The following is a 14,120-nucleotide window of genomic DNA, read 5'->3' as shown; positions in this document are numbered from 1 at the left end:
GGATCAGGCGGTGGTGCAGGCGGCGCCGTTGAGCGTGAAGGCGGCGGGCCGGCCGTTCGCGCCGTCCCAGGTGGCGAGGAAGCCCAGGGTGACGGAGCCGTTCGCCGGGATCGTCGCGGTGTAGGAGGCCGGGGTCACGGCGACGGCGGACCCGGCCTGCGCGGGCGTACCGCCCCACATCTGGGTGACCCGCTGCCCGTCGGGGAACGTCCAGCCCAGTCGCCAGCCGCTCACGGGGGCCGCCGTGGTGTTGCGTACCGTCACCTCGGCCTGGAAGCCCCCGCCCCACTGGTGGGTGACCCGGTAGGCGACCGCGCAGCCCGGGGCCGGGTCGCCGCCGCCGGGACCGCGGTAGACGCTCGCCTCCTTCGCGGTACGGGCGATGCCGTCCACGCCGTGGAAGAGGCGTCGGCCCCAGTCGGTGAGCGCGGCGGGGTCGAAGGCGGTGGCCATGTCGAGGTATTCGACGCCGCCGCCGTTACCGCTCCAGGACCAGCCGAGGTAGCCCAGGCCGAGGGCCTGCGCGGTCGCCAGGATCGCGTCCTCGTCGGGGTTGCCGTCGGAGTGGTCGTGGCCGAACTCGCCCACGACGATGGGCAGCCGGGCGGCGACGAAGCGCTTCAGGTAGTCCTCGACTTCGGCGGCGGTGTCGAAGACGCCGTACATGTGGATGGAGAAGACGGTGTTGCGCAGCGGGTCGGCCGCGAGGACGGACGCGGCGTTGTCGCGCATGGTGAACGACCAGTCCTGGCCCCAGTTGGGCGCGTCGACCATGAGGGTGTGGGTGAACCCGGCGGTGCGCAGGGCCCGGACGGCGGCCTTGGTGTCGGCGGTCCAGCCGGACGCGTTCGTGTTGCCGTACGGCTCATTGCCGATGTTGACGATGACGTACCGCTCCTGGCCCTTGAGCGCGTCGGCCACGCCGGTCCAGTACTCGACCGCGCGGGAGAGCGGGACGGCGGCGCTCTGCTCGCCGTAGCCGGTGGTGTCGTGGACCTCCAGGACGCAGATGAGCCGGTTCTCCTTGCACAGCCCGACGACGCGGGCGACGTCGGCGGAGTCGTTCCTGGCCCACTGGTCACCGGAACTGAGCACCACGCGCACGGTGTTGGCGCCGAGCGCCTTGATGTCCCGGAAGGACGAGGTACGGGTGGGATACCAGGTGTGGGCGTGGTTCACGCCGCGCATCACGAAGTCGCTGCCGTCGGCTTCCAGCAGCCGGCCGGTCTCGCCGAGGTGGAAGCCCGTGGCCGGTTCGGCCGCCGAGGCGGGTCCGGCGACGGGGGCGGAGAGGAGCAGGGAAAGCAACAGAAGGAGGGGGGTTGCGATGGCCCGACGTAATCGCATGCGGGGCTCCTGGAGAGTGGGGGAGGGGGAGTGGGAGCGCTCCCATGGGGTCAGGGACATCAAGCCAGAGCCCGCCGGGAGTGTCAACGGCCCGCGCGGCATCGCCCGGAGTCACCATGGACACCATGACGGAACCCGCAGACACCCCGGACGCCCCCGCCCCCGATCCGGCCGACGCCCGGGTGGCCGAGCGCCTCGTCCCCTTCTGGCTGGAGGAGGCGGCCCGCTACGACGCGCCCGCGGCCGAGGAGGCGAGGCGCGGTTGGGAGCAGGGTCGTCTGTCGCCCGACGCCGCGCGCGAACTGGCCGACTGGGTCACCGCCCGGGTCACCGACACGGGCTTCAACGAGGACGAGGGCCCCACCCCGGACGGCCCCGCCCGCATCGGCGTCGCCGACAAGGCCGCCGTCCACCGGTGGCTGGCGGCGCAGGGGTACGACATCTGAGCACGCCCGCCCGGTGGAGTGGGCAGGATGCGGGAAACTCGCGCACACGCGTTGAGGTGGTCCGGCACGTGTCGCACGATGAGCCCGGCTGCTTCCTTGCCGTCGGTTTGCCCTCGGCGCTCCCGGTGCCCCCGGTGTGGAGGCCCTTCGTGTCGTCGTCGCGCGCCGCCCTGCCCCGACTCCGTACGCCCCTGGCTCCGGCGGTCGGTGCCGCGCTCGCCGCGCCACTCGTCGCCGCTCCGCTTCCGTCGTCGCCCGCCGTCGCCGCCCCGGCGGCGCCACCGGCCGCGGCGGGCCGGCCGGTGGCGCCGGGCCGACAGCGGCACCGAGCACGCTGGCGCCCACCGTCACCGCGCTGACGTGCACCGTCACGCTTCCCGGGATGGCCCACCGGTACGAGACGGGTCACCGGCTCCGGTTCGTCCTCGCCGCGGGCTACGGCGCGTACGCCGGCACCCGCGGCATCCAGCCGGTGACCGTCACCGGCGCCCCGCAGGACACCTGCATCCTCGAACTGCCCGTGGTCAGCGGGACGCCGCGATGGCCGCGTAACCCGGGCGGATCACCTCGTCGATGATCCGCCGGCGCTCCGGCAGCGGCAGGAACGCGGCCTCGACGGCGGCGATCGTGAACTCCTCGAAGACCTCGGGGCCGTAGCCGAAGGCGTCCACCATGTGCTGGAACTCGCGGCTCATGGTGGTGCCGGAGACCAGGCGGTTGTCGGTGTTCAGCGTGATGCGGAAGCCGAGGCGGCGCAGCTGGTCGATCGGGTGCGTCGCGTAGTCCTTCGCGGCGCCCGTCTGGAGGTTGGAGGTCGGGCAGACCTCCAGGGCGATGCGGTTGTCCCGGACGTACGCGGCGAGGTGGCCGAGCGTGGCGGAGCCGTCCTCGTGCGTCCGGATGTCGTCGGTGATGCGGACGCCGTGGCCGATGCGCTCGGCACCGCAGACCTGCACCGCCTCGTGGATCGACTCCGCGCCGACGGCCTCGCCCGCGTGGATGGTGAAGTGGCAGTTGTGCCGCTTGAGGTGCTGGAAGGCGGGCAGGTGGCGGGCCGGCGGGTTGCCGATCTCGCCACCGGCGATGTCGAAGCCGGCCACGCCGCGCTCGCGGTGGGCGACGGTCAGCTCGGCTATCTCCAGCGAGCGGTCCGTGTGGCGCATGCCGGTCAGCAGCGTGCCGACGGTGATGCGTCCACCGGCGCGGCGCTCGCCCTCCCGGAAGCCGTCGTTCACGGCCTCGACGACCTCGTCGAGGCTCAGACCGGCGGCGAGGTGCTGCTCGGGGGCGTACCGCACCTCGGCGTAGACCACGCCGTCCGCCGCCAGGTCCTCGGCGCACTCGGCCGCGACGCGGAAGAGCGCGTCGCGGGTCTGCATCACCGCACAGGTGTGGGCGAACGTCTCCAGGTAGCGCTCCAGCGAGCCGGAGTCGGCGGCGTCACGGAACCACACCGCGAGGGCGGCCGGGTCCTCGGTCGGCAGGCCGGTGTAGCCGCACGCGCGGGCCAGCTCGATGATCGTGGCGGGGCGCAGGCCGCCGTCCAGGTGGTCGTGGAGGACGGCCTTGGGTGCGTGGCGGATCCAGTCGGCAGCGGCGGGGGCGTCGGCGGGAACGTTGTCAGACAAGTGCATGGGGCGGGAGTGTACGCCACGGCCCGGGCCTGCGCCGTGACCTGTTCGACAGCGGTCAGTTCGACTGGAGGACGGGCAGGGCCGCCGCCCCCGTCGGCAGCATGTGCTTGGCCGCCATGATCGGGGTGTCCCCGGCCCGTACCACCTGCGTGATCAGTACGGCGGGGGTGTCGGCGGGCCGGCCGAGCTGCTCCCCGCGCCGCTGCCCCACGAGGGTCGCGGTCACACTGCTGTGCGCGGTCAGGGGCATCCCGCGCGAGGCGCCGACGAGCACGGCCAGCATCGACGTGCGGTCGGCGTCACCCGGCCCGGTGGTGGCCGGCCCGGTGGTGGCCGGCCCGGTGGTGGCCGGGCGGGGGGCGACCGAACCGGTGGCGACCGGCCCGACGGCGCCCAGCGCGGCGGCGAAGGCCGGGTGGGCGCGTTCCAGGACGTCCTCGGCGGCGGCCCATTCCTGACTCAGCGCCGCCGCCGTGCCGTCCGCGGCCAGCAGCGACTCCCAGAACCGCAGCTCGGCGCGGGCGGGTGCCAGCAGATGCTGGGTGGTGAAGTCGGTGGGCTCCTCGACGGTGCGCAGCAGGCCGCGTACGCGGACGGGGGCGCCCGCGCCGATCAGCTCCTCCAGCGGCTGGATGTGTTCGAAGCCGCGCCGGGGCGGGCGGTCGCTGACGGTCCGGCCGACCCCCCGGCGCACCGTGAGCAGGCCGTCCTCCTGGAGGAGCAGCAGGGCCTCGCGCAGGGCGGGGCGGCTGACGCCGAGCTCGGCGGCCAGCTTGGGCTCGGAGGGGAGGGTCGAGCCCGGGGGATAGGTGCCCGCGTGGATCGCGTCCGCGATCCGCTCGTACAGCACCACGACCGGTCTCCGCTGTTGTGCGCTGACCACCACTGCCCCTCCTCGGCCCGACCTGTCAGCAAGTTATGCCGACCCCGCCCGGGCGGGCAACGGCGGCTCGGTCTCGATTGAGGTGCGGAGATACCGGGATTCGAGCAGCCGACGAAAGTCACAGCCGTGGGGGTCTTGACGTTTACGCGCGTAGATCTCAGGCTGTCTCGCGGCACTTGTCTGACAAGGTGCCGCGCGTCTGCGTGGGGATGGTGTGAAACCCATGGCGCACGGACGCACCGACGCAGTGATCTCCGACGGCATGACATCCAAGGCAAAGGGGCCGACATGTCCAACACGCTCGGCCGGACACGTTCCGGAGCCGAATCCGATCTGGCGGGGCGCGGCCCCATGCTGCTGGCGATGGTCCTCGCCGTCCTCGGCTATCAGATCAACGCGACCATGCTGAGCCCCGCGCTGCCCGATGTCATCGAGCGCCTCGGCACCACCACCGCGGCCGCCGGTCTCTCCCAGACGCTGTTCTTCCTGATGGCCGCCATCGGCCAGGTCACGCTGGCCCGCCTCAGCGACCAGCGCGGCCGCAAGCCGATGATGGTGCTCTGCGCGGTCGTCCTGATCGTCGGCAACCTGCTCTGCGTCTTCGCGCCCAACATCGAGATCTTCATCGCGGGCCGCGTCCTGCAGGGCGTCTCCGCCGCGATGTTCACCCTCGCCTTCCTCACCCTGAACCAGCTGCTCACCCCGGCGGGCTTCGGCAAGGCCGCAGGCATCATCACCGCCGTCAACGGCGGCCTCGCCGGGGTCGACGCCATCGCGGGCGGCCAGATCGCCGACACCATCGGCTTCCGGGGCATCTTCGTCTGCTCCACCCTGATCGCCGTCGCCGGTCTGATCGGCGTCCGCCGGTACGTCCCCGACGTCCCGCCCACCGCCGACGCCGGCGCCCGCTTCGACTCCCGCGGCATCGCCGCCCTCGCCCTCGGCCTCACCGGCGTCCTCGTCGGCCTCGCCCAGGGCGCCGCCTGGGGCTGGACCTCCCCCCTCACGCTCGGCTTCCTGCTCGGCGGCGTCGCCTCGCTGGTCTTCTTCGTCGTCTCGCAGAAGAGCGCCGCCAACCCGGTCATCGACCTCGACGTGCTCGCCTCGCGCCGCGCCTGGCCGCTCCTGCTCACCACCGTCTGCACCCTCGGCGGAGCGTTCGGCGCGATCGCCCTCACCATCCCGCTCTTCTCCCAGGACGCCCGCGTCGGCCTCGGCCTGTCCGCCGTCACCGCCGCCGTCCTCTTCCTGACCCCGATCCAGCTGATCGGCGTGGTCTCCGCCCCGCTGACCGGCCGCCTCGGCCCGAAGATCGGCTGGCGCACGATCGTGGTCACCGGTGCCGTCGCCAACTTCGTGATCTTCGTCTTCGCCACGCTCTTCCTGCACAACGAGTGGATCCTGGTCGCCTCCCTGGCCGCGCTCGGCGTCACCTACGGCGGTTTCATGCTCACCGGTCTCAACGGTCTCGCCGTCACCACGGCCCCCAAGGACAAGCCCGGCTCGCTCTCCGGCCTCAACGGCGCCTGCTTCGGCATCGGGGCCTCCCTCGGCATCGCCCTCGCCTCCGCCATGATCACCGCGGGCAGCGACGCCAAGGGCGTCACCGAGGCCGGCTACCAGCACGCCATGTACGCGGCGCTCGCGCTGCTCGCCATCGGCGTCGTCACCGCGCTGCTCATCCAGCGCCCCGACCCGGCACAGGCGGTCGACGCCGACGAGCCGCGGCTGGTCGTCACCCACCACTGAGCCCCCGGGCCCGCGCCGTTCGCGCCCGCCTCACCCGTACGGCCTGTTCCACCGCCCCCGCGCGGCCGGGATCTGTTCATCCTAGTCCCGGGGGCGGGCCGCGTTCCGGTGTTCATTTCTTCAGGAGGCGAAAGTGAGACGTGCGGCAACAGTGACGGCGGGCCTGGTGCTCGGCCTGACGGCCCTGACGGGGACGGCGACGGCGGCGACCACGGTGAACCCGCCGACCGTGGCGACCACGGCCTCCGCGCCGGTGCCGGACTTCACCGGCAAGGGGCTGATGACCGTCTTCTCCACGATGGACTACCGCACGCGGGTCGACGTCCACGACGCGAGCGGGTACGGCCGCACCGTGCTCTGGCCGTCCAACTGGAAGATCTGCTCCCAGCACCCCGCCCCCGGCACGGAGCTCGGGGACCGCGCCCTCTCCGTCGAGGTGGTCAAGAAGACGGAGAAGTGCCCCGCCAAGAGCGCCCGTTGACGGCGCGACTACGCTGACCGGATGCCCGGCCCCAGCACATCACGCACGTACACGGCGGAAGGACCGCGCGCCGGTATCCGGCACTTCACCTACGAGGACGCCGCCGAGTTCACCGCGCGGGCCCGGGAGAGCCGGGACCTGCACCGGCCCTGGCTCTTCCCGCCCGTGACCCCCGACGCCTACGCCACCTACGCACGCGTGCTCATCGAGCAGCCGGACCGGGAGGCGTTCCTGGTCTGCGAGCGGGAGGCGGACGGCGCGATCGCCGGGTTCATCAACATCAACAACATCGTGCGCGGCGGCTTCCTCAACGGCACGCTCGGGTACGGGGCCTTCGCCCACGCGGCCGGGCGCGGCCTGATGAGCGAAGGGCTCGGCCTCGTCCTGCGGTACGCCTTCGGCCCGCTCGGGCTGCACCGGCTGGAGGCCAACATCCAGCCCGGGAACGCCGCCTCTCTGGCGCTCGTGCGCCGCGCGGGGTTCCGGCTGGAGGGCTTCTCCCCATCCATGATCTTCATCGACGGCGAGTGGCGCGACCACGAACGCTGGGCGATCACCGCGGAGATGCTCACCAGCCCTTCCGGCTGACGCACCTCGCCGTCGGCGGGCGCCGCCCGCGGGCCGCTGGACATCGCCCTGGTCGAAGCCCCTCCAACCTGGGCTGCGGCCCCCCGCCCGGGCACCGTCCCCGGCTGCCACAAGCCGGCCGGGCCCTGCGGGAGAACCGGATCGTCCAGCGGCTCGGCGCGTACGAAGGCGGCGTCGCGTGCCACCACGGTACGACCGGGGCGCCGACTGACGGGAGTGCGACGGCGTCTTCCACGCGGCGGCCGTCGCCGCATACACGGGAAACTCGCGACCCTGGTCGCACACCATGTGCGCGCCGGGGACTTCCCCCTCCTGCTGGGCGGGGACTGCTCCATCCAGCTCGGCGCCTCGCTCGCGCTGCGGCGGCTCGGACGGTACGGGCTCGCCGCCCGGGGATGCCCGCACGTCCGAAGGGCTGCGGGGGAACCTCCGCGGACTTCCGGCACCCGGGCGACTCCGACCGGGTCGGCGCGGCGGCGGAGGATGAGCCGGCGCTCGCCACCGGGCGGGGACAGGACGACCTCACCGACATCGACGGCCCGCGGCCCTGCCTCCGGGACCGGACGTACGGCTCCTGGGCATCCGGGACGCCGACGACGAGCGCACGAACTCGCCCACCTCGAGATTCCCACCGTCCCGGTCGGCGAGAGCCGAAGGTGGGGCGCCGCCGGGCCTGCCGCCGCGACCGTCCGCTCCCCGGGAGCGGCGGCCCTCGACGGCTTCCGGGTCCACTTGGACCTGGGCCCGAGTGGGATGCCGGCCGTCGACAGCCCCGACCCCTACGGGCTGCTGCCCGCCGAACTCGCCCCGCTGCCTGCGGACGCTGGTGCGCTCCGAACGGTGCGTGGGCCTCAACGTGACCATCCACGAACCGGACTTCGACCCCGACGGCACGGCGGGCACGCTCCTCACCGACCCCGTGGTCGACGCCTTCCACGGGGAGTGACCACGAGGCGGACCGGGTGGCTGCCCGGCCCGGCCCGTCAGCGCTTCCGGTCGACGTACTCGAAGACCGAGCCGTCCGGGTGGACGGCGATCACATTGCGCCCCACCGGCGTCTCCACCGGGCCCGCCAGGACCTGGGCGCCGACCTCCGAGAGGGTGGCGTGCGCGGCGTCCACGTCCTCGACGGCGATCGTGGCCATCACCTTGCGCAGCACCGCCAGCTCCGCCTCGGGGCCGCTCATCAGCAGGAAGCAGCCCACGGCGGCCACCGACACACCGCCGCGCTCGAAACGGAGCGCGCGGCTGCCGGTGAGCCGTTCGTAGAAGAGCACCGACCTGTCCATGCTCTCCGGGTCATCGAGGCAGATGCGCAACGTGGCGCCGAGGATCTCCATACCGGCGAGGGTAGTTGGCGCCGGGCCACCGTGAGATCCGTTCGGCCGGTCAGGCCTCACACCCGGCACAGCACCTCGCCGTGCGGCACCATGAACCACCCGTCGTCCCGCCGGCCCCACGCGCGCCACCCCTCGGCGATCACGGCCAACTGCTCCCCGGTCGCCTGCCCGCCCTCCACGGCGAGCTTCGCGTACACCGAATCGGTCGTGCGGTCGGCCCACAGGCCGCTCCACCACGCGCGCTCGTCAGGCGTGGCGAAACACCAGGTCGCGGCGGTGGCGGTGATGTCGGTGAGGCCCGCCTGCCGTGCCCAGGACAGCAGCCGCCGGCCCGCGTCCGGCTCGCCGCCGTTCGCGCGCGCCACCCGCCGGTACAGCCGCAGCCAGTCGTCCAGGACAGGCGCCTCGGGGAACCACGCGAAGGCGCCGTAGTCGCTGTCGCGCGCCGCGACGACACCTCCGGGGCGGCACACCCGTCGCATCTCACGCAGCGCCCGCACCGGGTCACCCACGTGCTGGAGCACCTGGTGGGCGTGGACCACGTCGAAGGAGTCGTCCGGGAAGTCCAGCGCGTGGACGTCGGCGATGGTGAACGTGACATTGTCCAGCCCGCGTTCGGCGGCCACGGCGCGCGCCTGGTCCAGGACGTCACCGGAGGCGTCCACCCCCGTGACCCGGCCGCCGGGAGCGACGAGCGCGGCCAGGTCCGCCGTGATCGTGCCGGGTCCGCACCCCACGTCCAGCACGTCGAGGCCCGGCCGCACCTCGCCCAGCAGGTACGCCGCGGAGTTGGCGGCCGTGCGCCACCGGTGGGAGCGCAGCACCGACTCATGGTGTCCATGGGTGTACACAGCGTCCGGCACGTCGGCGTCCGTCATGGCCGTACTTCCTTCGGGGCGTGGTGAGTTGGTGTGATCACCGTACGCCGACGTGCCGAATGATGAGATCGGCGTCTTGCGATACGGACAGCGGGTGTTGCTGTCGGCCCGGCTCCGCGCCGGCGCGGGGTCCTGCCCCGGCGCGGGGCGTTACCCGCCGGGGCCCACGGGTACCCGCCGCCCATGGACGCGAACCGACCCGCGACGGCGCGCACGGTCGTGATCACGGGAGCCGGTGGCGGGGTGGGCCGTGCGACGGCCCGGGCCTTCGCCGCCCGCGGCGACCGCGTGGCGCTCCTCGCCCGTGGCGAGAAGGGGCTCGCGGGTGCCGCGGCCGATGTGCGGGCGGCCGGCGGCACGCCCCTGACCGTGCCCGTCGACGTCGCCGACCCGCACGCCCTGGAGCTGGCCGCCGAACGCGTGGAGGACGAGCTCGGACCGATCGACGTCTGGATCAACAACGCCTTCACCGCCGTCCTCGCCCCGTTCTCCGAGATCACTCCCGGCGAATTCCGCCGCGTCACCGAGGTCACCTATCTCGGCTACGCGAACGGCACCCGCGCGGCCCTGCGCCGCATGGTTCCCCGCGACCACGGCACCGTCGTCCAGGTCGGATCCGCCCTCGCCTACCGGGGCGTGCCGCTGCAGTCCGCGTACTCCGGCGCCGAACACGCCATCCAGGGCTGGAACGAGTCGCTTCGCTGCGAACTGCTGCACGCCGGGAGCCGGGTGCGCACCACCATGGTCCAGCTGCCGTCCGTCAACACACCGCAGTTCGAGTGGGTGCTCTCCCGCATGCCGGGCCGCGCCCGCCCCCTCGCCCCCGTCTACCAGCCCGAGGTCGCCGCCCGGGCTGTCGTGCACGCCGCCGACCACCCGGGCCGCCGCGAGTACCGGGTCGGCGCCGTCACCGCGGCCACGCTCATGGCCAACGCGCTCGCCCCCGGCCTGCTCGACCGCCACCTCGCCCGGACCGGCTACCGCGCTCAGCAGCAGGGCGGCAACGGCCGCCCGGCCCACGCCGACGAACCCGCCCCATGCAACCTGTGGGCGCCCGTCGACGGCGCGCTCGGCCAGGACTTCGGCGCCCACGGCCGCTTCGACGGCGAGGCCCTCGACCTGTACGCCGATACCGTGCTGCTGCGCCACCCCGCCGTCCTGGCCGCCGCCGGGGCCGTCGCCCTCGTGGGCGCCGGAGCGGTGCTGCGCGGGCGCGGGCACGCGGGGCCACGGGCCGTCGGCCGCTGGGGCGGCGGCCCGTGGCACGGCGCCCGTGCGGGGCTGCGGCGCGTCGCCCGGGGGCGCGGCGTCCGCGTTTGGCCGACGGGCTCGCGGGCACCGGGAAGGTTCATTCGCCGTACGCGTACCACCATGTCCCGGATGGTTGAGATGTCCACGATGACGACGCAGACCCGATGACGACGCAGTCCCGCTGATCACGCTGACCCGAAGACCACGCAGACATGACGCTGGAGGCCCTGTGACCCCGTCCGTCAGCCCGTCCACCGGTTCCGGCGCTGGTACGTCCCCACGCCGCAGGCCACGGGTCGTGATCGTCGGCGCCGGGTTCGCCGGCTACCAGACCGCCCGCCACCTCACCCGGAGCCTGCGCGGCCGCGCCGAGATCGTCCTGCTCAACCCCACCGACTACTTCCTGTACCTGCCGCTCCTGCCGCAGGTCGCCGCCGGAATCCTCGAACCCCGCAGGGTCACCGTCTCCCTGCCCGGCACCCTGCGCCACGCCCGGCTCGTGCTGGGCCAAGCCGAGCACGTCGACCTCACCGGGCACAAGGTCCACTACACCGACCCCGAGGGCACCCCCGGCGAGCTCGGCTACGACCGGCTCGTCCTCGCCGTCGGCAGCGTGAGCAAACTGCTGCCCATCCCCGGCGTCGCCGAACACGCCACCGGCTTCCGGGGCCTGCCCGAGGCGCTCTACCTGCGCGACCACATCACCCGCCAGATCGAGCTCGCCGCGTCCGCCGGAAACCCAGCCGAGTGCAGCTCGCGCTGCACCTTCGTGGTGGTCGGCGCCGGCTACACCGGGACGGAGGTCGCCGCCCACGGCAAGATGTTCACCGACGCGCTCGTCCGCAAGTACCCCGCCTGGCCCAAGGACGTACGCCCCCGCTGGATGCTCCTCGACGTCGCCGACCGCGTCCTGCCCGGCCTGGACAAGCGGCTCTCCGACACCGCCGACCAGGTGCTGCGCTCGCGCGGCGTCGACGTGCGCATGGGTACCTCCGTCAAGGAGTCCACGCGTGACGGTGTCCTCCTCGACGACGGCGAGTTCGTCGACACGCGCTCCCTGATCTGGTGCGTCGGTGTCCGCCCCGACCCGCTCGTCTCCCAGCTCGGGCTGCCCGTCGAGCGCGGCCGGCTCGTCGTCACACCGCAGCTCGGCGTGCCCGGCCACCCCGACGTCTTCGCGTGCGGCGACGCCGCCGCCGTACCCGACCTGAACCGGCCCGGCGAATACACCCCCATGACGGCGCAGCACGCGTCCCGGCAGGGCAAGGTCGCCGCCCGCAACGTCGCCGCCTCCCTCGGCCTCGGCGAACCCGTCCCGTACAAGCACAGCGACATGGGCTTCGCCGTCGACCTCGGCGGCGTGAAGGCCGCGGCCAACCCGCTGGGCGTCCCCCTGTCCGGGCCCGTCGCCGGAGCCGTCACCCGCGGCTACCACCTGGCCGCCATGCCCGGCAACCGGGTGCGGGTCGCCGCCGACTGGCTCCTCGACGCCGCACTGCCGCGGCAGGCCGTGCAACTCGGCCTCGTCCGCTCCTGGCAGGTGCCCCTGGACACGGCCTCACCCGAACTGGCCAAGACCGGCTCCGGCTCACGCAAGGAGTGACATGCACCACGAAGAACTCGCCTCCCTCGGCCGGCAGCTGAGGGTCGACGCGATCCGGGCGTCCGACGCGGCCGGCTCCGGTCACCCCACGTCGTCGATGTCCGCCGCCGACCTCGCGGCCGTACTCCTCGCCCACCACCTGCGGTACGACTTCGACCGCCCCGACCACCCCGGCAACGACCGGTTCGTCCTCTCCAAGGGCCACGCCACGCCGCTGCTGTACGCCATGTACCGGGCCGCCGGCGCCATCGACGACGACGAGCTCGCCACGTACCGCACCCTCGGCAGCCGCCTCGAAGGACACCCCACGCCCCGGCTGCCCTGGGTCGACGTCGCCACCGGCTCCCTGGGGCAGGGCCTGCCCGTCGCCGTCGGCATGGCGCTCGCCGGCAAGCGGCTGGACCGGCTGCCGTACCGGATCTACGTCCTGTCCGGCGACAGCGAACTGGCCGAAGGGTCCGTGTGGGAAGCCGTCGAGCACGCCGCGTACAACCACCTCGACAACCTCACCCTCATCGTCGACGTCAACCGCCTCGGGCAGCGCGGCCCGACCCGGCACGAACACGACCTCGACGCCTACGGGCGGCGGCTGCACGCCTTCGGCTGGCACGTGATCGAGGTCGACGGGCACGACGTCGAAGCCGTCGACCGCGCGTACGCCGAAGCCCGCTCCACCATCCGGCAGCCCACCGCGATCCTCGCCGCCACCCGCAAGGGCCGCGGCGTCACCGCGGTCGAGGACCGCGAGGGCTTCCACGGCAAGCCCCTCAAGGACGCCGACGCCGCCATCGCCGAGCTCGGCGGTCGCCGCTTCGGCCACGTGGACGTCCAGCGCCCGCCGGACGTGGCCGCGTCGCAGCCGGCGCCCAACGGCGCCCTGGAACTGCCCAGGTACGACATCGGCGACACCGTCGCCACCCGCACCGCGTACGGGCACGCCCTCGAAGCGCTCGGCTCCGCGCGCGGTGACGTGGTCGCGCTCGACGCCGAGGTCAGCGACTCCACCCGCACCGAGTTCTTCGCGAAGGCCCACCCCGACCGGTACTTCGAGTGCTACATCGCCGAACAGCAGCTCGTCGCGGCGGCCGTGGGGATGCAGACGCGCGGGTACGTGCCCTACGCCTCCACCTTCGCGGCGTTCCTCACCCGCGCGCACGACTTCATCCGCATGGCGGCCGTCAGCCGCGCCGGGATCAACCTCATCGGCTCCCACGCCGGTGTGTCCATCGGGCAGGACGGACCCTCCCAGATGGGCCTGGAGGACCTCGCGATGCTGCGGACCGTGCACGGCAGCACCGTGCTGTACCCGTGCGACGCCAACCAGACCGCCCGGCTGGTCGCCACCATGGCCGACCTGCCGGGCGTCCGCTACCTGCGCACCTCGCGCGGCGACACGCCCGTCATCTACGGGCCGGACGAGGACTTCCCCGTCGGCGGCAGCAAGGTCCTGCGGGGCGGCGGCGACGACGACCGCGCGACCGTCGTCGCGGCGGGCGTCACCGTCCACGAAGCCCTGAAGGCCGCCGACCTCCTCGCCGAGGGCGGCGTCCCCATCCGGGTCATCGACCTGTACTCGGTCAAGCCCGTCGACACCGACACGCTCGCCGACGCGGCGGCGGCGACGGGGTGCCTCCTCACGGTCGAGGATCACCACCCTGAGGGCGGCCTCGGTGACGCGGTCGCCGCCGCCTTCGCCGACGGCCGTCCGGCACCGCGCCTCGTCCGACTGGGGGTCGGCAACATGCCGACCTCGGCGGCACCGGAAGAGCAGCTCCATGCCTCGGGCATCGACGCGGAGTCGATCGCGGCGGCGGTGAAGCTCCTGGTGGAGAGCGCCGTAGCGCCCTGACGACCTGCCCTTTGGGTGGCCCTGCGGGTGTCCTTGCACACGGCACCGCGCCTCCGGGTGCGGTGCCGCGC

At 73.5% G+C, this 14,120-nt stretch carries 11 protein-coding genes and 3 pseudogenes; 9 read left to right on the top strand and 5 right to left on the bottom strand.

Annotated elements, in window-relative coordinates; all coding sequences use genetic code 11:
* Positions 1 to 3 precede the first annotated feature (3 nt).
* Entirely contained in the window at positions 4 to 1,347 is a 1,344-nt protein-coding gene (locus ABZZ38_RS07985) for a cellulase family glycosylhydrolase (RefSeq protein WP_356736886.1), read from the bottom strand.
* 125 nt (positions 1,348 to 1,472) lie between these two features.
* Between ABZZ38_RS07985 and ABZZ38_RS07980 the strand changes: the two genes are divergently transcribed.
* Both ABZZ38_RS07980 and ABZZ38_RS07975 read left to right on the top strand, forming a co-directional pair.
* On the top strand, positions 1,473 to 1,793 hold the full coding sequence (locus ABZZ38_RS07980; RefSeq protein WP_356736884.1) for a hypothetical protein: 321 nt from the start codon (positions 1,473 to 1,475) through the stop codon (positions 1,791 to 1,793).
* A 364-nt stretch (positions 1,794 to 2,157) separates the two neighbouring features.
* A pseudogene (locus ABZZ38_RS07975) lies at positions 2,158 to 2,370 on the top strand (hypothetical protein); the annotation flags it as partial.
* Here the strand turns inward: ABZZ38_RS07975 and ABZZ38_RS07970 are convergent.
* Entirely contained in the window at positions 2,318 to 3,427 is a 1,110-nt protein-coding gene (locus ABZZ38_RS07970; protein WP_356736882.1) for an adenosine deaminase, read from the bottom strand. The pseudogene ABZZ38_RS07975 and the gene ABZZ38_RS07970 sit on opposite strands and share 53 nt — an antisense overlap.
* Positions 3,428 to 3,482: 55 nt before the next feature.
* The gene (locus ABZZ38_RS07965) at positions 3,483 to 4,313 is read right to left on the bottom strand and encodes a GntR family transcriptional regulator (protein ID WP_356736881.1); all 831 of its coding nucleotides are present in this window, start codon (positions 4,311 to 4,313) and stop codon (positions 3,483 to 3,485) included.
* Between the two features lie 285 nt (positions 4,314 to 4,598).
* Between ABZZ38_RS07965 and ABZZ38_RS07960 the strand changes: the two genes are divergently transcribed.
* The 4 genes and pseudogenes from ABZZ38_RS07960 to ABZZ38_RS07945 all read left to right on the top strand — a co-directional run bounded on the left by ABZZ38_RS07960 (position 4,599) and on the right by ABZZ38_RS07945 (position 8,074).
* The gene (locus ABZZ38_RS07960; RefSeq protein WP_356736879.1) at positions 4,599 to 6,059 is read left to right on the top strand and encodes an MFS transporter; all 1,461 of its coding nucleotides are present in this window, start codon (positions 4,599 to 4,601) and stop codon (positions 6,057 to 6,059) included.
* Positions 6,060 to 6,192: 133 nt separating this feature from the next.
* Complete coding sequence (locus ABZZ38_RS07955; protein WP_356736877.1) at positions 6,193 to 6,540, top strand: hypothetical protein; 348 nt, start codon at positions 6,193 to 6,195, stop codon at positions 6,538 to 6,540.
* A gap of 21 nt (positions 6,541 to 6,561) precedes the next feature.
* On the top strand, positions 6,562 to 7,128 hold the full coding sequence (locus tag ABZZ38_RS07950; protein ID WP_356736875.1) for a GNAT family protein: 567 nt from the start codon (positions 6,562 to 6,564) through the stop codon (positions 7,126 to 7,128).
* A 36-nt stretch (positions 7,129 to 7,164) separates the two neighbouring features.
* Positions 7,165 to 8,074, top strand: a pseudogene (locus ABZZ38_RS07945) (arginase family protein).
* A 37-nt stretch (positions 8,075 to 8,111) separates the two neighbouring features.
* Here ABZZ38_RS07945 and ABZZ38_RS07940 read toward each other — a convergent pair.
* A complete protein-coding gene (locus ABZZ38_RS07940) occupies positions 8,112 to 8,468 on the bottom strand; it encodes a VOC family protein (RefSeq protein WP_356736873.1) in 357 nt (118 codons plus the stop codon).
* 56 nt (positions 8,469 to 8,524) lie between these two features.
* Positions 8,525 to 9,346 carry a methyltransferase domain-containing protein gene (locus ABZZ38_RS07935; protein ID WP_356736871.1) on the bottom strand — a complete coding sequence of 274 codons (822 nt, stop codon included), beginning with the start codon at positions 9,344 to 9,346 and terminating at the stop codon, positions 8,525 to 8,527.
* 183 nt (positions 9,347 to 9,529) lie between these two features.
* On the opposite strand from ABZZ38_RS07935, the pseudogene ABZZ38_RS07930 reads away from it, so the two are divergent.
* The 3 genes and pseudogenes from ABZZ38_RS07930 to ABZZ38_RS07920 all read left to right on the top strand — a co-directional run.
* Positions 9,530 to 10,546: pseudogene (locus ABZZ38_RS07930) on the top strand (SDR family oxidoreductase); the annotation flags it as partial.
* Positions 10,547 to 10,895: 349 nt separating this feature from the next.
* On the top strand, positions 10,896 to 12,200 hold the full coding sequence (locus tag ABZZ38_RS07925) for an NAD(P)/FAD-dependent oxidoreductase (RefSeq protein ID WP_356736946.1): 1,305 nt from the start codon (positions 10,896 to 10,898) through the stop codon (positions 12,198 to 12,200).
* Between the two features lies 1 nt (position 12,201).
* Complete coding sequence (locus tag ABZZ38_RS07920) at positions 12,202 to 14,049, top strand: transketolase (RefSeq protein ID WP_356736869.1); 1,848 nt, start codon at positions 12,202 to 12,204, stop codon at positions 14,047 to 14,049.
* Positions 14,050 to 14,120: the final 71 nt, after the last annotated feature.

This window comes from Streptomyces sp. NPDC006368, from assembly GCF_040612535.1.
Classification (GTDB): domain Bacteria; phylum Actinomycetota; class Actinomycetes; order Streptomycetales; family Streptomycetaceae; genus Streptomyces.
This window is presented reverse-complemented; position numbering and strand designations above follow the sequence as displayed.